Annotated in this window: 18 protein-coding genes and 1 tRNA gene; 14 read left to right on the top strand and 5 right to left on the bottom strand. The window is 69.9% G+C overall.

From position 1 onward, the window contains the following. The first annotated feature begins 274 nt into the window (after nt 1–274). The 6 genes from ACFYW8_RS22505 to ACFYW8_RS22480 all read left to right on the top strand — a co-directional run bounded on the left by ACFYW8_RS22505 (nt 275) and on the right by ACFYW8_RS22480 (nt 4,891). Entirely contained in the window at nt 275–703 is a 429-nt protein-coding gene (locus ACFYW8_RS22505) for a DUF3052 domain-containing protein (protein WP_081217087.1), read from the top strand. 244 nt (nt 704–947) lie between these two features. Next, a complete protein-coding gene (locus ACFYW8_RS22500) occupies nt 948–1,406 on the top strand; it encodes a peroxiredoxin (protein ID WP_389078632.1) in 459 nt (152 codons plus the stop codon). Between the two features lie 114 nt (nt 1,407–1,520). Then, nucleotides 1,521–2,096, top strand: a complete 576-nt coding sequence (locus ACFYW8_RS22495) for a TerD family protein (RefSeq protein ID WP_365870985.1) — start codon at nt 1,521–1,523, stop codon at nt 2,094–2,096. Between the two features lie 102 nt (nt 2,097–2,198). Beyond that, nucleotides 2,199–2,774, top strand: coding sequence for a TerD family protein (locus ACFYW8_RS22490; protein ID WP_365870984.1), 576 nt, complete (start codon nt 2,199–2,201; stop codon nt 2,772–2,774). 134 nt (nt 2,775–2,908) lie between these two features. Beyond that, nucleotides 2,909–4,057: a DUF475 domain-containing protein gene (locus ACFYW8_RS22485; RefSeq protein WP_389078623.1), complete on the top strand. Its 1,149-nt coding sequence runs from the start codon at nt 2,909–2,911 to the stop codon at nt 4,055–4,057. 96 nt (nt 4,058–4,153) lie between these two features. Then, nucleotides 4,154–4,891: a Tellurium resistance gene (locus tag ACFYW8_RS22480; protein WP_389078618.1), complete on the top strand. Its 738-nt coding sequence runs from the start codon at nt 4,154–4,156 to the stop codon at nt 4,889–4,891. Nucleotides 4,892–4,958: 67 nt separating this feature from the next. On the opposite strand, the gene ACFYW8_RS22475 is transcribed toward ACFYW8_RS22480, so the two are convergent. Continuing rightward, nucleotides 4,959–5,873 carry a TerD family protein gene (locus tag ACFYW8_RS22475; protein WP_389078614.1) on the bottom strand — a complete coding sequence of 305 codons (915 nt, stop codon included), beginning with the start codon at nt 5,871–5,873 and terminating at the stop codon, nt 4,959–4,961. 180 nt (nt 5,874–6,053) lie between these two features. On the opposite strand from ACFYW8_RS22475, the gene ACFYW8_RS22470 reads away from it, so the two are divergent. The 3 genes from ACFYW8_RS22470 to ACFYW8_RS22460 are packed head-to-tail and all read left to right on the top strand — an operon-like array spanning nt 6,054 to nt 10,623. Beyond that, complete coding sequence (locus ACFYW8_RS22470; RefSeq protein WP_389078609.1) at nt 6,054–7,223, top strand: HpcH/HpaI aldolase/citrate lyase family protein; 1,170 nt, start codon at nt 6,054–6,056, stop codon at nt 7,221–7,223. A 44-nt stretch (nt 7,224–7,267) separates the two neighbouring features. Beyond that, nucleotides 7,268–9,796 (top strand): phosphoribosyltransferase, encoded by a 2,529-nt coding sequence (locus ACFYW8_RS22465; protein ID WP_389078604.1) that lies wholly within the window; start codon nt 7,268–7,270, stop codon nt 9,794–9,796. Next, entirely contained in the window at nt 9,796–10,623 is an 828-nt protein-coding gene (locus tag ACFYW8_RS22460) for an HAD family hydrolase (RefSeq protein ID WP_365870978.1), read from the top strand. Before ACFYW8_RS22465 ends, ACFYW8_RS22460 begins: the two co-directional genes overlap by 1 nt. A 392-nt stretch (nt 10,624–11,015) precedes the next feature. On the opposite strand, the gene ACFYW8_RS22455 is transcribed toward ACFYW8_RS22460, so the two are convergent. Beyond that, entirely contained in the window at nt 11,016–11,243 is a 228-nt protein-coding gene (locus ACFYW8_RS22455) for a zinc ribbon domain-containing protein (RefSeq protein ID WP_365870977.1), read from the bottom strand. A 320-nt stretch (nt 11,244–11,563) separates the two neighbouring features. On the opposite strand from ACFYW8_RS22455, the gene ACFYW8_RS22450 reads away from it, so the two are divergent. From ACFYW8_RS22450 to ACFYW8_RS22440, 3 genes are all read left to right on the top strand, one after another. Continuing rightward, the gene (locus ACFYW8_RS22450; protein ID WP_389078593.1) at nt 11,564–13,645 is read left to right on the top strand and encodes a transglycosylase domain-containing protein; all 2,082 of its coding nucleotides are present in this window, start codon (nt 11,564–11,566) and stop codon (nt 13,643–13,645) included. Nucleotides 13,646–13,738: 93 nt separating this feature from the next. Continuing rightward, nucleotides 13,739–15,034: a hypothetical protein gene (locus tag ACFYW8_RS22445; RefSeq protein ID WP_389078589.1), complete on the top strand. Its 1,296-nt coding sequence runs from the start codon at nt 13,739–13,741 to the stop codon at nt 15,032–15,034. Between the two features lie 192 nt (nt 15,035–15,226). Beyond that, entirely contained in the window at nt 15,227–16,360 is a 1,134-nt protein-coding gene (locus ACFYW8_RS22440) for an amidase domain-containing protein (RefSeq protein ID WP_389078583.1), read from the top strand. Nucleotides 16,361–16,513: 153 nt separating this feature from the next. Here the strand turns inward: ACFYW8_RS22440 and ACFYW8_RS22435 are convergent, their stop codons facing one another. Both ACFYW8_RS22435 and ACFYW8_RS22430 read right to left on the bottom strand, forming a co-directional pair. Continuing rightward, nucleotides 16,514–17,974, bottom strand: a complete 1,461-nt coding sequence (locus ACFYW8_RS22435) for a hypothetical protein (protein ID WP_389078578.1) — start codon at nt 17,972–17,974, stop codon at nt 16,514–16,516. A gap of 75 nt (nt 17,975–18,049) precedes the next feature. Beyond that, nucleotides 18,050–18,910, bottom strand: a complete 861-nt coding sequence (locus ACFYW8_RS22430) for a DUF4097 family beta strand repeat-containing protein (RefSeq protein WP_389078573.1) — start codon at nt 18,908–18,910, stop codon at nt 18,050–18,052. 243 nt (nt 18,911–19,153) lie between these two features. Between ACFYW8_RS22430 and ACFYW8_RS22425 the strand changes: the two genes are divergently transcribed. Next, nucleotides 19,154–19,228, top strand: a tRNA-Val gene (locus tag ACFYW8_RS22425). A gap of 92 nt (nt 19,229–19,320) precedes the next feature. Here ACFYW8_RS22425 and ACFYW8_RS22420 read toward each other — a convergent pair. Further along, nucleotides 19,321–19,530: a hypothetical protein gene (locus ACFYW8_RS22420; protein ID WP_389078569.1), complete on the bottom strand. Its 210-nt coding sequence runs from the start codon at nt 19,528–19,530 to the stop codon at nt 19,321–19,323. 218 nt (nt 19,531–19,748) lie between these two features. On the opposite strand from ACFYW8_RS22420, the gene ACFYW8_RS22415 reads away from it, so the two are divergent. Then, nucleotides 19,749–19,979 carry a hypothetical protein gene (locus ACFYW8_RS22415; protein ID WP_389078564.1) on the top strand — a complete coding sequence of 77 codons (231 nt, stop codon included), beginning with the start codon at nt 19,749–19,751 and terminating at the stop codon, nt 19,977–19,979. Nucleotides 19,980–20,106 lie beyond the last annotated feature (127 nt).

Below are 20,106 nucleotides of genomic sequence, written 5' to 3'. Positions count from 1 at the left end.
CGGCTCTCGTGCGCTCCAAGGGTTCCGAATGGAATAAATGGGGCAGAAGGGTGTGGTGCCCGTCACTCGGCGTCATGATGGCCCGCCGGGAGTTGCGTCGACACTGCCAGGATCGTCACCGTTTCGGCGGTCTCGACGGCCGGGTACTTGCGCGATCCGCTCCGCCCGTGTGGACTACGGCCAACGCTTCGCGCACGCGCGTGGCTGAGACTCCCCCTGACTCTGGACGAGCAGAGGGAGACCCCAATCCCGAAACATGATCAGGAGGCAAGCCGTGAGCGCGACCGCGGACCACGCGGAGGAGCGGACCAACCCGGCCGCCAGGCTGGGGTTCGAGCCCGGACAGGTGGTCCAGGAGATCGGCTTCGACGACGACGTTGACCACGAGCTCCGTGAAGGCATCGAATCGCTGATCGGCCAGGATCTGGTCGACGAGGACTACGACGACGTCGCTGACGTGGTGTTGTTGTGGTTCCGGGATGAGGACGGCGATCTCACGGACGCACTGGTGGACGTCATCGGTCTCCTTGAGGACGGCGGCATGATCTGGCTGCTGACCCCGAAGACCGGCAGGGACGGTTACGTCGAGCCCAGCGACATCAGCGATGCCGCACAGACAGCCGGCCTCTCCCAGACGAAGAGCATCTCCGTCGGCAAGGAATGGTCGGGCACCCGCCTGGCCACCCCCAAGTCGAAGCGCTGAGCTGCAGCCCCGTCTGCAAGCAGAGCATCCGTGAGGCCCCCGCCGAGCCACCTCGGCGGGGGCCTCACGTATGCCACGGACCGAACACCCGGTCCGGGCCCCGGCGCGCCCGTGAGCCAGCCGGGCGGGGGTCTCGCCCACGCGTCCGGGTGATCCTGGCGGGGGGTCGCGCCGCGGCCGGGAGTCGATCAATGCGTACGCTGGTCGTCACCCGAACAGACCTTTGGAAGGGAAGCGAGTGACTATGGCCATCGAGGTCGGCACCAAGGCCCCGGACTTCGAGCTGAAGGACAACCACGGCGCGACCGTGAAGCTGTCCGACTTCCGTGGCGAGAAGAACGTGGTGCTGCTCTTCTACCCCTTCGCTTTCACCGGCGTGTGCACCGGCGAGCTGTGCTCCCTGCGCGACAACCTGCCGCAGTTCACCGACCGCGACACCCAGCTCCTCGCGGTCTCCAACGACTCCATCCACACCCTGCGCGTCTTCGCCGAGCAGGAGGGCCTGGAGTACCCGCTGCTCTCCGACTTCTGGCCGCACGGCAACACTTCGCGCGCGTACGGCGTCTTCGACGAGGACAAGGGCTGCGCCGTGCGCGGCACGTTCATCATCGACAAGGAGGGCGTCGTCCGCTGGACGGTCGTCAACGCGCTGCCGGACGCGCGTGACCTGAACGAGTACGTCAAGGCGCTCGACACCCTGTGATTCTTCGGTTCCAAGCCCTGCGGGGCACGGGAACCCGTCACTAGGATCGAACCGTTGATCCGATACCAACGCACCTACGGGGCTCCCCGCCCCTGAACACCATTGGGAGGACTCGTGGGAGTCAGCCTCAGCAAGGGCGGCAACGTATCGCTGTCGAAGGAGGCCCCGGGACTGACCGCGGTCATCGTCGGCCTCGGATGGGACGCCCGGACCACCACCGGCGTGGACTTCGACCTCGACGCCAGCGCCATCCTCACGAACGCGGACGGCAAGGTCAGCACCGACCAGAACTTCGTGTTCTTCAACAACCTGAAGAGCCCGGACGGCTCGGTCGAGCACACCGGTGACAACATCACCGGTGAGGGCGAGGGCGACGACGAGCAGATCAAGGTCAACCTCGCCACCGTTCCCGCCGACATCACGAAGATCGTGTTCCCGGTCTCCATCTACGAGGCCGAGAACCGTCAGCAGTCCTTCGGCCAGGTCCGCAACGCGTACATCCGCGTGGTGAACCAGGCCGGCGAGGCGGAGATCGCGCGCTACGACCTCTCCGAGGACGCCTCGACGGAGACCGCGATGGTCTTCGGCGAGCTCTACCGCAACGGCGCCGAATGGAAGTTCCGCGCCATCGGCCAGGGCTACGCCTCGGGCCTGCGCGGCATCGCGCAGGACTTCGGCGTCAACGTCTGAGCCACAGGGCCTCGGGCATCCCGGTCCGGTGCCGCACCGCCTCGGTGCGGCACCGGATCCGCCGTACCAAGTGAAGATCGAACCTCGGGGAGGACCAGCATCATGGGCGTCACGCTCGCCAAGGGGGGCAATGTCTCCCTCTCGAAGGCCGCACCGAACCTCACACACGTGATGATCGGGCTCGGCTGGGACGCGCGCTCCACCACCGGAGCCGACTTCGACCTCGACGCCAGCGCCCTGCTGTGCAGCGGCGGCCGGGTGCTCGGGGACGAGTGGTTCATCTTCTACAACCAGCTCAAGAGCCCGGACGGCTCGGTGGAGCACACCGGCGACAACCTCACGGGTGAGGGCGAGGGCGACGACGAGTCGATCCTGATCGACCTCGCCAAGGTCCCGGCCGGCGTCGACAAGATCGTCTTCCCGGTCTCCATCCATGACGCGGACAATCGCGGCCAGACCTTCGGACAGGTCAGCAACGCCTTCATCCGCGTCGTCAACCAGGCCGACGGCCAGGAACTCGCGCGCTACGACCTCTCCGAGGACGCCTCCACCGAAACGGCGATGATCTTCGGCGAGGTCTACCGCTACAACAGCGAGTGGAAGTTCCGCGCGGTCGGTCAGGGGTACGCGTCGGGACTGCGGGGCATCGCGCTCGACTTCGGCGTCAACGTTTCCTAGGCCCACCTGCGTCAGCCGAAGGCGGCCCCTTAGACTTCGTGGTCAACAGTAGGTAAAGCCGAGTGCGGCACGAGGGTTGCACACCCCGAGCCACCGCTTGGGGGTGCCCCCACCACACGATGATTGGGTAGCCAGTGCTTCTGAAAACCTTCGGCTGGTCGTTCGCGATCACCGTGCTAGGGCTGGCGGCGGCGGCCGCCTACGACGGGTGGACCGCCTTCGGCATCGTGGCGATCCTGGCCGTCCTGGAGATCTCGCTGTCCTTCGACAACGCGGTGGTCAACGCCGGAATCCTGAAGAAGATGAACGCCTTCTGGCAGAAGATCTTCCTCACGGTCGGTGTGCTGATCGCCGTCTTCGGCATGCGCCTGGTCTTCCCCGTCGTCATCGTCGCCATCAGCGCCAAGATCGGCCCGATCGACGCGGTCGATCTCGCGCTGAACGACAAGGACAAGTACCAGCAGCTGGTGACCGACGCCCACCCGTCGATCGCGGCCTTCGGCGGCATGTTCCTGCTGATGATCTTCCTCGACTTCATCTTCGAGGACCGGGACATCCAGTGGCTGCGCTGGATCGAGCGCCCGCTGGCCAAGCTCGGCAAGGTCGACATGCTGGCGGTCTGCATCGCCCTGATCGTCCTGCTGATCAGCTCCATGACCTTCGCGGTCCACGCCCACCAGCACGGCGGCGGACACGTCGACAAGGCGCAGACGGTGCTCGTCTCCGGCATCGCGGGCCTGATCACGTACATGATCGTCGGTGGACTCTCCGGCTACTTCGAGGACAGGCTCGAAGAGGACGAGGAGCGCGAACACGAGGCGGAGGAGGAGGCCGAGCGGAGCGGCAAGAAGAAGCCGGCCGTCGTCCTCGCCGGCCAGGCCGCGTTCTTCATGTTCCTCTACCTGGAAGTGCTGGACGCCTCCTTCTCCTTCGACGGCGTCATCGGCGCCTTCGCCATCACCAACGACATCGTGCTGATGGCGCTCGGCCTCGGTATCGGCGCCATGTACGTCCGGTCGCTCACGGTCTACCTGGTCCGCCAGGGCACCCTCGACGACTACGTCTACCTGGAGCACGGCGCGCACTACGCGATCGGCGCGCTCGCCATGATCCTCCTCGTGACCATCCAGTACGAGATCAACGAGGTCATCACCGGACTCGTCGGCGTCGTCCTGATCGCCCTGTCCTTCTGGTCCTCGGTGCGCCGCAACAAGGCCATCGCCGAGGCCGAGGGAAAAGGCCCGACCTCGGACGAGAAGGCTGAGGTCTCGTCCGGGGTGTGACACCCCTCCGGCTGAGGAACGCTCTGGGCGGGGCGGTCGTCGAGGACGAGTCCTCCGCGGCCGCCCCGCCGCATACCGAGAAACGTGGGGGGCGGAATGGGCATCTGGCAGGACCTGTGGCGCGGGCGCTCGGCGGACTTCGACTCCGGCAGCGCGGCGTCCAACTCCATCGAAATGACCAAGCGCAACCACACCGTCTCGCTCACCAAGCAGGGCGCGGCCACCGGCAACCTCCGCATCAACCTGTCCTGGCGGATGCGCACCTCCGACATAGGCGGCCCGCAGCGCGGCAGCCTGCTGCGCCACCCCTTCCGCACCTTCAAGCCGGAAATGGTCCAGGCGCACACCCAGAGCATGGTCAACGTCGACCTCGACCTCGGTGTCATGTACGAGCTGACGGACGGCACCAAGGGCGTCGTCCAGCCGCTCGGCAGCTTCTTCGGCGAACTCAACGCCCCGCCGTTCGTCAAGCTCAGCGGCGACGACCGCTTCGGCTCGGGCACCGGCGAGACGGCCTTCGTCAACCTCGACCACCGCGACGACATCAAGCGGCTGCTGGTCTTCGTCTACATCTACGACCAGACCCCGGCCTTCGACCGTACGCACGCCGTCATCACGCTCTATCCGAGCAACGGCCCGCGCATCGAGATCGGCCTGGAGGAACGCCATCCGCAGGCCCGCTCCTGCGCCGTCGTCATGATCGAGTTCAACAAGGGCGTGGTGACCGTGCGCCGCGAGGTGAGGTTCGTGTACGGCTTCCAGGCCGAACTCGACCGCCTCTACGGCTGGGGGCTCCAGTGGGGGCGCGGGTACAAGTCGAAGGCCGACCGTTAGCGTGCGGCCGGCCGCCGCGGCCGGCCTGCGCTTACCACCGGCGGCGGCCTCGTCTGCCTCGTCTGCCTCAGCGGCCTATGAACTGCGGCCCCTGCGGGGGCAGCCTGAAGTCCGGGTCCGGTCCCGCGCCCACGGGCTGCGGGAAGCCGTACGCCGGCTGTGTGGCCGGCGCGGTCTGGGGCTGCGGGTAGCCGTAGGCGGACGGGTCGGCCTGCGGGCTGGCCGGCTGGGGGTAGCCGTACGCCGGCCCGGCCGACGCCGCGGCCGCGGCGGGCTGCGGATAGCCGTACGCCGGCTGCTGCGGGACCGGGGCCGGCCGCTGCTGAACCTGGGCGGAGTGCTCCGGCGGCAGCGGCAGCGAGGTCTCCGGAGCCGTGGCGGGCGCGGCCCAGGCGGCCGGTTCCGGCGCGGACCCGGCCGCGGGCACGGCGGCGGCCTCGGACTCGTCCACCGAGATCCCGAAGTCGGTCGCGAGCCCCACCAGACCGTTGGAGTAGCCCTCGCCGAGCGCCCGGAACTTCCATCCCTCGCCGCGCCGGTACAGCTCGCCGCAGATCAGCGCGGTCTCCGCACCGGTCTCCGGTTTGATGTCGAAGTACGCCAGCGGTTCACCGTCCGCGAGGGCCGCGTCGTACAGCAGAATGCGCAGATCGCGTACGTGATCGAAGGTGACGTCATCAGCCGATGCGACCAGGAGAATCTGTCGGACACCGGGCTCGACACCCGCCAGGTCTGTCTGGATGGTGTCGGTGAGGCCCTCGGCGCCCCGCTTCTTGCCGAGCCGCCACACCTTGCCGGACGGATGGCGGGGCTGGTTGTAGAAGACGAAGTCCTCGTCGGATCGCACACGACCGTCGGGGCCGAGGAGCAGCGCCGAGGCATCGACATCGGGGACACCCTGACCGGGCGTCCAACGCAGGACGGCGCGCACCGCTGTGGTGTCCAGCGGGACGTTCGACCCTTTCAGCATCGCGTGCGTCATGCGGTCATCCTGCCCTGTCGGTCCTGGTCACGACAATGTGGGGTCGTTCCGGAACCGGTCGGTGTTGGACATGGCGGAGTTACCTGAACTTCATGCCCGGTGGGAATCTCTGACATGGATCCGTACGTACTATTACCGGCCACATCACATTCGGCCATCTAGCCGCCGCGGGGGAGTCCCATGCGTCATTTCGGTCACGTCACCCCGGAAGAGCGGCAACGTCTCTTCCACCAGGAGCCGGGCGTCTTCACGTCCGATTCTCCGGCCAGAATCCTCGCCGCGGCCCTCGGGGCGACGCTGTACAGCCCGGCGACCCGGCCGACACTGGCCGACGACATCATCAAGCAGAGTACGCGCGGCGTGGTCTCGATGGTGCTGTGTCTCGAAGATTCGATCGACGACTCCGAGGTCGTGGGCGCCGAGGAGAACCTGGTCCGCCAGTTCACCGACCTCGCGGCCCGTCCGGACGCCGGCGAGCTGCCCCTGCTGTTCGTGCGGGTCCGCTTCCCCGAGCAGATCCCCGACCTCGTGCGGCGCCTCGGCCCCGCCGTCCGGCTGCTGTCCGGATTCGTGATGCCGAAGTTCACCGAGGAACGCGGCACCCCCTTCCTGGAGGCCCTCGCCGTCGCCGAGGCGGCGAGCGGACGACGGCTCTTCGCCATGCCCGTGCTGGAGTCGCCCGAGCTGCTCTACCGCGAATCGCGCGTGGAGACCCTGGAGGGCATCTCCCGCGCCGTCGACAAGTACCGCGACCGGGTGCTCGCACTGCGCCTCGGCGTGACGGACTTCTGCTCCTCGTACGCGCTGCGCCGGGCCCCCGACATGACGGCGTACGACGTCCAGGTGGTCGCCTCCGTGATCGCCGACGTGGTGAACATGCTGGGGCGGGCCGACGGCACCGGCTTCACCGTCACCGGACCCGTGTGGGAGTACTTCCGGGTCCAGGAACGCATGTTCAAGCCGCAGCTGCGCCGCAGCCCCTTCCTGGAGGGCCAGGCCGAGGAACTGCGCGAGACTCTGATCGAACACGCCATGGACGGGCTGCTGCGCGAGATCACCCTCGACCAGGCCAACGGCCTGATGGGCAAGACCTGCATCCACCCCTCCCACGTGCTGCCCGTGCACGCACTCTCCGTGGTCAGCCACGAGGAATTCAGTGACGCCCAGGACATCCTCAGGCCAGAGCGCGGCGGCGGGGGTGTACTGAGATCGGCGTACACGAACAAAATGAACGAGGTGAAGCCGCATCGCGCCTGGGCCGAGCGCACCCTGCTGCGCGCCGAGGTCTTCGGGGTCGCCCACGAGGACATCGGCTTCGTCGAACTGCTCACCGCCGGACTCCCGGCGTGAGCCGGCCCGGCCGAGCGACGCGCAACCCCGACAGCAAGGATTCGATGAACACCCCAGCGCACGACCCGAACCACCCCGACGACGCGCACGGCCCTGTCGGCCCGCACGGTCAGGTCGGCCCGCACGGCGCGGATGACGCGGTGTGGACCGGGACCTGGGTCGCCGAGCGGCTCGGCGTCGAGCTCGTCGGTGACGAGGGACTGAGCGACCTGCTGGGGCTCGCGCTGCGGCGCAACCCCAAGCGCGCCCACCTGCTCGTCTCGAACGTCCTGGGCAAGCACGTGCCGCAGTCGCCGGCCGTCGTCCACGGTTACGGCGTCGAGCTCGGCCGGCGGGTGCGCGAGCTGCTGGGCACCGACGAGGCCCGCTCGGCCGTGGTCCTCGGGTACGCCGAGACGGCCACCGGGCTCGGCCACTCGGTCGCCGACGGGGTGGGCGTCGCCCCCTACCTCCACTCCACCCGCCGACCGGTCACCGGGGTCCGGCCGGCGGGCGGCTTCGAGGAGTCCCACTCGCACGCCACCTCGCATCTCCTGCTTCCCGAGGACCCGGGCCTGCTGGCGGGCTCCGGCCCGCTGGTCCTCGTCGACGACGAGTTCTCCACCGGCAACACCGTCCTCAACACCATCCGCGACCTGCACGAGCGCTACCCGCGCGAGCGGTACGTCGTCGTGGCGCTGGTCGACATGCGGTCGGCGGCCGATCACGCGCGCTTCGAGAAGTTCGCCGGGGACATCGGCGCCCGCGTGGACCTGATCGCGGCCGCGTCGGGCACCGTGCGCCTCCCGGAGGACGTCCTGGCGAAGGGGACGGCCCTGGTCGCCCGGCACGAGGCGGCGGCGCCCGGCGCCCCCGCCCCGGCCCCCGGGCACGCGGGCCGGGCCGTCCGCGTCGAGCTCGGCTGGCCCCGCGGCCTCCCCGACGGCGGACGGCACGGGTTCACGCCCGGACACCGAATACGTCTGGACGACGCCCTGCCCGCCATGGCGGCACGGCTCGCCGAGGCCCTGCCCGAGGGCGCGCGCCGCGTCCTGGTGCTCGGCTTCGAGGAGCTGATGTACGCGCCACTTCGACTGGCCCGCGAGCTGGAGCGGCTCGTGCCCGCCGAGGTGCGCTTCTCCACCACGACCCGGTCCCCGGTGCTCGCCCTCGACGACCCCGGCTACGCGATCCGCAGCCGCATCGCCTTCCCGGCCCACGACGACCCGGACGACGGCCCCGGCGAGCGCTACGCCTACAACGTCGCGGGCGCCGGCTTCGACGCCGTCGTGGCGGTGGTCGACTCCACCGCCGACACCCCCGAACTGCACGCGTCCGGCGGCCTGTTGGACCGGCTGGCGGCGCACACCCCGCGTGTCCTGCTCGCCGTCGTCCCGTCGTACGTCCCCGCACGGCCGTCCACCGAAAGGCCATCCATGCTGCCCGAGCCCCTCCGCGGCCCCGCCTTCTCCTCGTACGCCCCCGACGAGGTCGGCTGGCTGCTGCAGGACCTGTCGGAGGTGACGCTGGAGGCGCCGACCGAGGAACGCGAGGAGGCGATCCAGAGCGGCGGCGCCCACTACGCCGAGTCGCTGCCGGTCGAGTACCAGCCGAGCGCCGAGTACCAGGAGCTCTTCCGCGCGGCCCTCGCCACCTCGGCCGCCCGGATCGCCGAGGCCGTCGGCGCCGTCACCGAGCTCGTCCTCGCCGACCGGTCGCCGCGCCCGGTCCTGGTGTCCCTGGCCCGGGCCGGGACCCCCGTCGGCGTACTGATGCGCCGCTGGGCCCAGCACCAGCACGGCCTCGACCTGCCGCACTACGCCGTCTCCATCGTCCGCGGCCGCGGCATCGACGCCAACGCGCTGCGCTGGCTCGCCGCCCACCACGACCCCGCCGACGTCGTCTTCGTCGACGGCTGGACCGGCAAGGGCGCCATCACCCGCGAACTCGCCGACGCCATCGAGGAGTTCGAGGAAGCCGAGGGCATCACCGGCTTCGACCCGGAGATAGCCGTGCTCGCCGACCCGGGCTCCTGCGTGCGCACGTACGGCACCCGCGAGGACTTCCTCATCCCCTCCGCCTGCCTCAACTCCACCGTCTCCGGGCTGATTTCGCGCACGGTGCTGCGTTCCGACCTGGTCGGCGAACACGACTTCCACGGCGCGAAGTTCTACCGCGAGCTCGCCGGCGCCGACGTCTCCGTCGAGTTCCTGGACGCCGTCGCCGCCCACTTCCCCGATGTCGCCGAAGCGGCCCGCGACCGGGCGAAGGAACTCCTCGCCGCCGACCGCGAACCCACCTGGGAGGGCTGGGCGGCGGTCGAACGGATCAGCGAGGAGTACGGCATCCACGACGTGAACCTCGTCAAGCCGGGCGTCGGCGAGACCACCCGGGTACTGCTGCGCCGGGTCCCCTGGAAGATCCTCGCGCGCGCCGGTGCGGGCGCCGACCTCGACCACGTCCGGCTGCTCGCCGGGCAGCGCGGGGTACCCGTCGAGGAGGTCGAGGAACTCCCGTACACCTGCGTGGGGTTGATCCACCCGAAGTACACGCGCGGCGCGACCGGTGCCGACGGCAAGGCGGTGACCCTCTGATGTCCGCGCCCAAGGTGCTCGTCGCCAGTGACCTCGACCGCACGCTCATCTACTCCTCGGCCGCGCTCGCGCTGACCATGCCGGACGCCCGCGCGCCCCGGCTGCTCTGTGTCGAGGTGCACGAGAGCAAGCCGCTGTCCTATATGACGGAGACGGCCGCGGGCCTGCTGACCGAACTCGGCGACATCGCGCACTTCGTGCCCACCACGACCCGCACCCGCAAGCAGTACCAGCGCATCAACATGCCCGGTCCGGCACCGGAGTTCGCGATCTGCGCCAACGGCGGGCATCTGCTGGTCGACGGTGTCTCCGATCCCGACTGGCACGCCGGTGTGAAGGAGCGGCTCGCCGCCGAGTGCGCGCCGCTCGACGAGGTGTGCGAGCACCTGGAGGCCACCGCGGACCCGGCCTGGGTGCGCAAGCACCGGGTCGCCGAGGATCTGTTCGCCTATCTGGTGGTGGAGCGGGAACTGCTCCCGGAGCAGTGGGTGAAGGACCTGGCCGTGTGGGCGGAGAACCGCGGCTGGACGGTCTCGCTGCAGGGCCGCAAGATCTACGCCGTGCCGAAGCCGCTCACCAAGAGCGCGGCGGTGCGCGAGGTCGCCCGCCGTACCGGAGCCGTCCTCACCCTCGCCGCCGGGGACTCGCTGCTCGACGCCGATCTGCTGCTCGCCGCCGACCGCGGCTGGCGTCCGGGCCACGGTGAACTCGCCGAGGCCGACTGGACGGCACCGGCGATCACCGCGCTGCCGGAGCGGGGTGTCGCGGCGGGGGAGCGGATCCTGCGCGAGTTCGTGGGAGCCTGCGCCGGTCCGGGACCGGCCTGAGGGACACGCGGAACCCGGTTCCGGTCCCGCGGGGGTGTGTGTCCGGGGGCGTCCCGCCCCTGATACGCCGGGAGCGGGGCCGGACCGGGCGTGGTCCCGAACCCGGCTGTGTCCGCACCTGGCTTCGGCCCCCGTCGGGCCGGGGCGTGCGGGTGCCGGTCCGCGACGCCCGCTTCGGTGCGGGGTGGGCGGTATGCCGAACTCGGTTCCGGCCCGCCGTATTCGGCGCTCCTGGCCGGCTCCGGCCGGTATGTGCCCGGCTGGGCACGCCTGACGGATACGCGGAACTTGGTCCCGGTGCCGCCCCATTGGGGACGACCGGGGCCGTTCCGCCGCGACACGCCGGAACGGATTCGGGCGTGACTGAAGAGTTGGTAAGAAATCTCCCGGGATCAGCCGCAGCAGCCGCCGCCGCAGCACCCGCCCCCGCCGCCGGCCGAACGCGGTGCGGGCGCCGGCGCGGACGCCGGACCACCCCTGGCGACAGCGACCGTCGACAGCAGTTTGACGGTGTCGTCGTGCCCGGCCGGACAGGCCGCGGGGGCGGCGGATTCGGCCATGGGACGGCTCAGTTCAAAGGTGTCGCCGCAGGTCCGGCAGCGGTACTCGTAGCGAGGCATGCGCACAGGTTAGCCGGAACGAGCCGCCGTCCGTAGGGCTCCGGGACCTTCGTCGCGTGTGGCGGATCGAGGTCCCCGGGGCACGCGTGAGGGCAGGTCGAAGGGGTGAACCGGTGAACTCCGTTGCCCCTTGAGCTTTTTTGTCTCGTTGCCGATCGAAGGGATCTCAATGGTCGCTGATAATTTAATAGGGCCGCGACGAGCCGCAAGGTCGGGGAGGGGGGCTCGCAGCCGCGAAAGTGGCCGCTGCAACTACCCGCGCGCGCAATTCCGAAGTGCGGAGGGAGACGCAGTCGTGACCAGGACATGGCATCGCAACGATGCTCCGGATCTCCTGTCCTCGGGCCGCCCGGGGGCAGGGGTGCGCCGTGGCTAGCCCAACCGGACCGCAGCGCGGTCGCGGCAGCCGCCGCAAGCCCTCGCAGCCCTCCAAGCTGTCCGGCCTCGCCGCACGTCTCGTGCCGCTCGCCCGTCGCCTCAGGCCCGCCTATCCGCGCCCCGGCCGGGTCGGCTGGCGGCGCTGGGCGCCGTCCTGGCGGCAGTGGCTCGGCGGCATCGCGCTGTCCATCGGGCTGAGCGGCTCGCTGCTCGTCATTGCCTACGCCGCAACGGACATACCCCAGAACCTGAACACATATGCCACCCAGCAGGACAATGTCTACTTCTGGTCGGACGGCACGCCGATGGCCCGTACCGGCTGGGTGCGGCGCCAGGCCATGCCGCTGAAGGACATACCCGAGGACGTGCGCTCGGCGGTCCTCGCGGCGGAGAACGAGAGCTTCTACACCGACCCCGGGATCTCCGCCAAGGGCCTGGCCCGCGCCCTGGTGCGCACGGTCGGCCAGGGAGACACCCAGGGCGGTTCCACCATCACCCAGCAGTACGTCAAGAACGTCTACCTGACCCAGAACCGTTCGGTGACCCGCAAGTTCACCGAGGCCATGATCGCCCTCAAGCTCGACAACAGGATGAGCAAGGACAAGATCCTCGAGGGCTATCTCAACACCAGCTGGTTCGGGCGTGGCACCTACGGTCTCCAGCGGGCCTCGCAGGCCTACTACGGCAAGGACGTGAGCCACCTCGACGCCAGCGAGGGCGCCATGCTCGCCTCGCTCCTCAAGGGCGCGGGCCTCTTCGACCCCACCCTGAGCAAGGCCAACCACAAGCGCGCCGAGGAGCGCTGGTCCTGGATCCTCGACCGCATGGTCGAGTACGGCAAGATCTCGGCTGCCCAGCGGGCCAAGTACACGAAGTTCCCCGAGCCGATCAAACAGGGCGGGACCTACGACACCGGGAAGCAGAGCGACTACCTGGTCGAGCTGGCGACCCAGTTCGCCAAGAAGTCCGGGCACATCTCGGACCGGGACTTCGACCTCGGCGGCTACCAGATCTACACGACCTTCGACCGCAAGCGGGAGACCGCGCTCACCGACGCCGTGGCCGAGGCCCGCAAGCAGACGAAGAAGGACCACCCGCAGGAGGCGCAGGCAGCCCACTACGGTGCGGCGTCGATCGCCGCCGACGGACGGGTCCTCGCCGTCTACGGCGGCCCCGACCACCGTGAACAGGGTTACAACGAGTCCAACGCCACCACCGTCCCGGCCGGTTCGGCCTTCCTGCCCTTCGTCTACGCGGCGGCCCTGGAGAACGGCGTCCGCAAGACCCGCGAAGGCGCGGCCACCCCGGTCACCCCCGACTCCCTCTACAACGGCGACGACGGCGTCCCGGTCAGCACGCCCGAGGGCCCCTACTGGGACCGCGGAGGCAAGAAGGTCGCCGCCCACAACGAGGGCAACCGCAACTACGGCCAGATCTCGCTGCGTTCGGCGCTCGCCCAGAACGTGAACACCCCGTTCATGCAGCTCGGCATGGACGCCGGCCTGGACAAGGTGCGCAAGACCGCCGAGGCGTCGGGGCTGCTCTCCTCCAGTATCGGACCGCAGGTGCCCGGACTGTCCCTCGGCTCCGCCACGCCCAGCGCGATCCGCATGGCCAGCTCCTACGCCACCTTCGCCGCCGGCGGAACGCACATCGAGCCGTACTCCGTGCGCCGCATCACCCGCAACGGCGCCGGCGTCCGGCTGGACAAGCCCGCACCCCATCGGGCGATGCGCGCGGAGGTGGCCCGCCAGGTCACCGAGGCGCTCTCGGACTCCTTCCGCACCGGTCACCCCGGCGCGGCCCCCCCTTCGGCGCAGGTGGCCGGCAAGCGGGGCGCCACGCTGGACGACAAGGCCGCCTGGTACGTCGGCTCGAACCGTTCCGTGTCGACGGCCGTGGTCCTGTACCGCATCGACCTGACCAAGAGCCTCGAACCGCTTCCGCTCGAGGGGATCGGCGGCACGCCCGCCGCCGACGTGCCGTACGGCATCTGGTCCGGTGCCATGAGCCCGCTCCGCTGATCCCGTCGGCCGACCGATCGGTCCGGCCCCCGCCGGCGGCCACCCGGTGGCCGCGCCACGCTCCTTCCACCCCCCTCGCAGAATGTGCCCCGTATGAACTCGAAGCACAGCCGGCGCCGTCGCCGTGAGCCCGATCCCGGTTCTGCCGCAGCCTCCGCACGCCAGGGCTTCGCGGCCATGACGGCTTTCCTCGTCGTCACGTCCGTGACCGCCACCTATCTGGCCCTGAACACGGACCACACCACACCGGCCGCGTCCGCCCGCGCGCACTCCGACGCCGCCAAGGCGAAGAAGGAACCGGTGTGGGACGGGAAGACCCATGTGCTGGGCGACGGCTCCACGTCCTACACCGGCCCGCAGAAGGGCGAGTTGAAGGCCGTCCCGCTCAAGCCCGGTGAGAAGCCGCCCCAGTTCGTCGTCTTCTCCTGGGACGGCGCCCTTCAGGGCGACGACCAGCTCTTCTCGCACTACCGGGAGCTGGCCCAGCAGTACAACGCCCACATGACGTTCTTCCTGACCGGCATCTATCTGCTGCCCAAGGACAAGAAGACGCTCTACGAACCGCCGATGCACTCGCCGGGCTCGGCGGCCATCAGCTACGCCACCGACGACCACCTGCGCGCCACGCTGGAGGAGCTCGGCAAGGCGTGGAAGCAGGGCAACGAGATCGGCACCCACTTCAACGGCCACTTCTGCGGCGACAAGGGCGGAGGGGACTGGAGCGTGACGGAGTGGGAGAGCGAGATCAACCAGTTCTTCTCCTTCGTGGAGAAATGGAAGACCAACACCGGTTACACCGACCTGGCGCCGCTGCCCTTCGACCCGGCCCGTGCCATCAGCGGCGGGCGCGCGCCCTGCCTCGAAGGCCAGAAGAATCTGCTCAAGGCCATGAAGGCCACGGCCAAGAAGTACAACTGGCGCTACGACGCCAGCTCCGCGGGCGACTTCCAGATATGGCCCAAGAAGAAGGAGGGTGTGTGGGACTTCCCGCTCCAGATGCTCCCCTACGAGGACGGCAAGTACCAAGGCCTGTCCATGGACTTCAACTTCCTCTACAACCAGTCCGACGGTGAGACCGAGGGAGACCCGGCCCAGTACCCGCAGTGGGAACAGGAGACCATCAAGTCCTACGAGGCCGGTTTCAACCGCGTCTACTACGGCAGCCGGGCACCGCTGTTCATCGGCAACCACTTCGAGGACTGGAACGGCGGCATCTACATGAAGGCCATCGACCAGGTCATCAAGAACGTGTGCACGAAGAAGGGCGTTCGCTGTGTGTCCTTCCAAGAACTGACCAACTGGCTCGACGTTCAGAAGCCCGAGACCCTGGAACGCCTCCGCAGCCTGGATCCCGCCCAGTCGCCGGACTGGTCGACCGTGGTGAAGTAGGCCCCGCCATGGGGCCGTAGGCCCTGCCATGGGGCCGTAGGCCCTGCGGCAGCGCACTGAAACCCAACTTACCTCCGACATATGGGACTTGGTTGTACTGGATGCGAACTCCCCCCGGATTCAGCACAGTTGAGTGGGACATGTAAAGATTCCCTTCCCTGGAGTCCGACCGGGGATCAAGGAGAATCATCAGTGATAGCGAAGAACTTAAGCCGCAGTTGCTCCGTCGTGGGGGCGATCACCCTCTCCGCCCTCCTGCTGCCCCTGTCCGCCGCCCACGCGGCTGCCACCGCTCCCCGGGTGAGCGCATCGACGGCCGACGCCTTCGGCCGCGTGGCCGACGCCGTGTTCACCGACCGCACGGCCGCCCTGCTGGACGGGGCCCCGACGGCCCGTACGGCCCTCAAGACGACCACGGCGGGCATACGGGTGTCCGACGTCCTCGCGCGCACCGAGAACACCGCCGTCTCCTCCCTGCACGGCACCCGCTCCCGCCTCGCGGCCCTCGGTGAGGCCTACAGCGCCGCCGACACCCGGGTCGCCGTGGACAGAACCCGGGTGACGGGACAGCGGGCCACCGCCTGGGTCACCGAGACCACCACCCTCACCTACCGCAGGATCCGCGGCGACGAGCCCGCCACCACGGGCTTTCGCGCACACCACGTACTGACCTTCGCCGCCCAGCCGGACGGCACCTGGAAGCTGACGGGCGAGCGCTCGACCGACAAGGGTCCCCGGCAGGTCAACGAGCCCGTCACGACGACGCCCCGCAGGACCACGATGGCCGCTGTCGACGCCCCCCGGGCAGCGACCACGTACCCCGCGCCCGCCAACGCCAAGACGCTCACCGGCGGCCCGTACGACTACGCCGCCATGGCGACCTACGCCGAGACGTACTGGAAGAACTACAACCCCGCCTACCGCAGCTTCAACTCCGTCGGCGGCGACTGCACCAACTACGTCAGCCAGTCCCTGAAGGCAGGCGGCTGGGCGCCGGTCACCAGCTCCGACGAGGACTACGGCACCTGGAACTACGGCGCGACCACCCAGACCGACACCTGGGTCGGCGTCAACGAGTTGTCCTGGTTCACCCAGACCGCCCGGCGCTCCGCGCCCCTGGCGAACGTCTACCAGATGGACGTCGGTGACGTCATGCAGATGGACTTCGACAAGGACGGGTCCAAGGACCACTCCATGATCACGTCGTACCGGAGCGCGAGCGGGGTGCCGTACGTGACCTACCACGACATCGACACCTACCGGCGGTCGGTGGCGAGCCTCATCGCGTCGTACCCGAACGCGGCGTACTACGCGTACCGCACCTGATCCGTGCCACGGCGCGGCCCCGCGACGCGACGCATGCGCGCGTCGCGGGGCGGCTGCCACGCCCCGCGACGCCGGCCAAGGCATAACTGCCGCCTGACGCCGGGACGCGGGCCTCCGAACCCGAGCCCCGCCCGGTACCGTCCCCCGCCTTCCTCAGACGCCGCCGCGCTGCTCGCGGATCTGCGCGACCACGCCCGCCACCGTCCGGCGCACCGCCTCCGTCTCGGTCAGGAAGTGCCAGTAGTCGGGGTGCCGGCCCTCCAGCGTCGCGACGGCCCGGTCGAGCCGGGCGACGGAGTCGTCGAGCGGGCCCGCCTGCCGGGGGTCGGGGGTGGTGCGGCCCGCCATGGCCAGCCGCTGCGCGTCCCGGATCGCGAACCGGGTGCGGTCGATCTCCTGCTGGGGGTCCTTCTGTACGGCGTTCAGCCGCCGCAGCCGGTCACCGGCCGCCGACACGGCCTCGTCGGTGCTGTTCAGCAGCGCGCGCACCGTCGCCAGCAGCGAGGCCGCGTCAGGCCAGCGCTGCGCCTCACGCGCGGTCCGCGCCTCCTTCAGCTTCGCCTCGGCCTGCCGTACGTTCTCCGCGGCCTGCTCCGGCACATGCTGGAGGTCCTGCCAGCACGCAGCGGAGAACCGTCGGCGCAACTCGCTCAGCACGGGCTCCACCTGTCCCGAGCGGGTAGTCAGCGCCTGCGCCCGGGTCCGCAGCGAAACGAGCCGGTGGTCGATCTCGGCGGCCCGCTCCGGCAGCCGCTCCGCCTCCGAGCGCACCGCCGCGGCCTCCCGGGAAACCCGCTCGGCCCGTTCCAGCGTCTCCGGCACGCCGTGCTGCCCGGCGCCCTGGTTGAGCTTGGTCAGCTCGGGCCCGAGAGCGGCGAGCCGGGCGGCGAGATCATCGGCCCTCAGCCCCGACTGCCGTACGGAATCAAGGGCGTTCGAGGCGGCGAGCAACGCCTGACGGGCGCGCTCGACGGCCGGGGCCAGCCGGGCGAGCTGGGTCTCGGCCTTGCCGAGCAGCGGTCCGAGACTCTGCTCGAACCGGTCGAGCTCGGCCTTCGCACGGTCCAGTTCGTCCTTCGCGGCGACGAGCTCGGCGCGGGCCCGCGCCGCGACCGACGCCTCCAGCTCGTCCCGGTCCAGATCGTGGGCGTCGACGGCGGTGATGTACTTCTGGCTGGCCTCGTCGATCCGCCGCCCCAGCGCCTCGAAGTCGGAGACCGCGCGCCGGGCGGCCGGCGAGGCGTCCACGGCCGTGATGGTCTCGATCGAGATCCGCAGGTCGCGCTGGGCGGTGTCGAGTTCGTAGAACGCCGCCGCGGCCGCGTCCTTGGCGGCCTGCGCCTCGGCCCGCTGACCCTCGGACCGCCCGCCGAACCAGCGCCGGGTGCCGCCTCCCGCGAAGGCCGCGGGCAGGGCGAGGGCGGCGAGCAGGGGCAGAGCGACGAGCGTGAGCACGTCACGGGCGACGTACGAACGAGGTCGGTGCTCCGGCCGCTCCGGCTGTCCCGCCTGCTCCGGCCGCTCCGGCGAGAGGGCTCGTCGGGTGGCAAGAGGGTGTGCAGGCCGCGCGCGTCGCGCAAACGGCGAATACGGCCGCGAAGGTGTCGCCGTCACATCCCTCTCCCGTGCTGTCATCCGCCTTGCCCGGCTGTCATTCTCCCACCGGTTCAAGACGAACACACGGGCCGGTCAGTTCGCTGTTCGTACCGTGATCTTTCCGTCGCCGGTGTGCGCGGAGACCCGGTGGGAGCTGGAGTCGTCACGGGGCACGTCCACCTGGACCGAGCCGTCGCCGCTTTTGGTCGTCACCCGGTAGGTGGCCCGGGGCAGCACGATCGAGACGGAGCCGTCGCCGCTGCGGGAGTCCACCAGGTCCGGCACGACGCCGAGTTCGAGCCGCACCGAACCGTCCCCCGTACGGGTCCGCACGCTGCGGGCGTTCACGCCGACCGCCCGGACCGAGCCGTCTCCGCTGCGCAGATCCAGCGCTCCCGAGGAGTCGCTGACCCGCACCGAACCGTCCGACGTACGAATGCTCAGCGCTTCCTCGAAGCCCCGCGCGCTCACCCCTCCGTCCCCGCCCTCCACCTTGACGGCCACCCCTCGCGGTACCACGATCCGGTGCCGGGCCGAACAGTCGGCGACGACTCCCGAGCACTTCATCCGCAGCACCAGCCGGTCACCGCCCTTCATCGCCCAGGTGACCTCGGGGTCCCCGCCGAGCGTGACATGCCCCTGGAACCACCGGGTGACCTGGACCTCGCCCGCCTTCGCGGAATCCGACACCACCAGATCGAGCGCGGAGTCGTCCGAGTCGACGGTCAGGGTCCGCCCGTGCAGCCCGAAGGACCGCTGCTCGGGGTGCGTGTCGTCTCCGGCGTCCGCGCCGCACGCGGTCGCACCCACGACGAGCGCGAGCACGACACCGCTGACGGCCGCGGCACGGGTGCGCGTGGGGTGCACGGCGTGCACGGCGTGCACGGCGTGTGCGGCGTGTGCGGCGCTGTGGGTACGGTTCCGGGTGGCGCTACGGGTGTGCGTACGGGCCATGACGTTTTCCCCCTGGGACGGTCTGCGAGTCGCTTCGACCTTCGACCGGAGCCGGTCCGCGAAGCCTCTTCGACGGTAGGCACCCACGGAGCCCGGGACGATCCGGCCCGCTCCCGAATGGTGGGTGGGGATAACCCCCCCCGGCCCCACCGGGCCCCGTCCTGCCCTCCGTCCCGCCACCCACTCGCCGGATACGGGTTTGCGGGGCACACCCCCGGGCAATGTAGGCTGTCGACTCGTCCTGGGCGCGTAGCTCAGCGGTAGAGCGCCGCCCTTACAAGGCGGATGTCGGCGGTTCGAAACCGTCCGCGCCCACCAGTCTCAGGACACGAACAAGGCCCAGGTCAGCCGGTGTGAATCCGGATGCCTGGGCCTTGATCTTTTTCGGTTGCTCGGGGCCGCCGTGCCACTCACGTGCCAGATGGACCGCGCGGAGGCCGCCGCACCTTCCTGATCTGACGGTCCACGTAGTCGGCGATCTGGTGGTCGCGCCCGTTGACGAGGTGCTGATGGACCAGCGCGGCCCGCACCGACGAGTGGCCCATCCGCGGCATGAGCTCGCGGGTGGTGGCGCCACCGGTCGCGGCGAGCGTGTTCCCGGCGTGTCGGAGGGTCCTCATACTGGGCGTATTCGGGCGATCCGGCAACGCGGCGTGGGGGTCCCCCCCTGCTCGAAGAGCTTGGGGGAGTGCCGTAGCTGTCGTCGTGCGCCCGCCGGGGATTACGGGACAGCCCTTAGGCCGCCGGAGCGCATCCGTTACCGGTATACGCGTCTCCAACACGTACTGCCTTCTCTGCCCCTCCTTGTCGTTGTCTGCGGCACGACGGCTGGGATTGGATGACCTGGAAGCCCGCCGGGGCTGAGATAGCCGAGTCGTTTGGCTTGTGGGGCGCCATGCTGTTCGTGCTGTTGATCACCGGGCAGTACTTCGGCGTCACTCTCACGGAGTCGACGGCCATCGTGCACAGCCTCCGCCGCCGGACCATCCAGTCCACACCATCGGCAGGTGGTGGCTGGACCACCGCGGCCCGGATCGGACGCCTGTCCTGCTTCCGGGGGCGCGGTTGAGCGGCCCACCGGTTCTCGACGGGAACCCTTTCGCCTCCCCCACGTAGTAGTCGGCGCCGGCCCTCGTAGCGGCGGCATGGCCGTGGCTGACCGCTCCGGCTAAAGCTATGGATCAGACGGTATCCGT

This window comes from Streptomyces sp. NPDC002742 (genome assembly GCF_042888885.1).
Classification (GTDB): domain Bacteria; phylum Actinomycetota; class Actinomycetes; order Streptomycetales; family Streptomycetaceae; genus Streptomyces.
The sequence above is the reverse complement of the archived record's forward strand: the minus strand, read 5'-3'. Positions and strand labels throughout refer to the sequence as shown.

Excerpts from the sequence above, each read along its gene's own strand:
- ACFYW8_RS22500 (WP_389078632.1), top strand. The coding sequence starts at position 948 with ATGGCCATCGAGGTCGGCACCAAGGCCCCGGACTTCGAGCTGAAGGAC.
- ACFYW8_RS22490 (WP_365870984.1), top strand. The coding sequence starts at position 2,199 with ATGGGCGTCACGCTCGCCAAGGGGGGCAATGTCTCCCTCTCGAAGGCC.
- ACFYW8_RS22480 (WP_389078618.1), top strand. The coding sequence starts at position 4,154 with ATGGGCATCTGGCAGGACCTGTGGCGCGGGCGCTCGGCGGACTTCGAC.
- ACFYW8_RS22475 (WP_389078614.1), bottom strand. The coding sequence starts at position 5,873 with ATGACGCACGCGATGCTGAAAGGGTCGAACGTCCCGCTGGACACCACA.
- ACFYW8_RS22470 (WP_389078609.1), top strand. The coding sequence starts at position 6,054 with ATGCGTCATTTCGGTCACGTCACCCCGGAAGAGCGGCAACGTCTCTTC.
- ACFYW8_RS22465 (WP_389078604.1), top strand. The coding sequence starts at position 7,268 with ATGAACACCCCAGCGCACGACCCGAACCACCCCGACGACGCGCACGGC.
- ACFYW8_RS22460 (WP_365870978.1), top strand. The coding sequence starts at position 9,796 with ATGTCCGCGCCCAAGGTGCTCGTCGCCAGTGACCTCGACCGCACGCTC.
- ACFYW8_RS22455 (WP_365870977.1), bottom strand. The coding sequence starts at position 11,243 with ATGCCTCGCTACGAGTACCGCTGCCGGACCTGCGGCGACACCTTTGAA.
- ACFYW8_RS22450 (WP_389078593.1), top strand. The coding sequence starts at position 11,564 with ATGCTCCGGATCTCCTGTCCTCGGGCCGCCCGGGGGCAGGGGTGCGCC.
- ACFYW8_RS22445 (WP_389078589.1), top strand. The coding sequence starts at position 13,739 with ATGAACTCGAAGCACAGCCGGCGCCGTCGCCGTGAGCCCGATCCCGGT.
- ACFYW8_RS22430 (WP_389078573.1), bottom strand. The coding sequence starts at position 18,910 with ATGGCCCGTACGCACACCCGTAGCGCCACCCGGAACCGTACCCACAGC.
- ACFYW8_RS22420 (WP_389078569.1), bottom strand. The coding sequence starts at position 19,530 with ATGAGGACCCTCCGACACGCCGGGAACACGCTCGCCGCGACCGGTGGC.
- ACFYW8_RS22415 (WP_389078564.1), top strand. The coding sequence starts at position 19,749 with ATGACCTGGAAGCCCGCCGGGGCTGAGATAGCCGAGTCGTTTGGCTTG.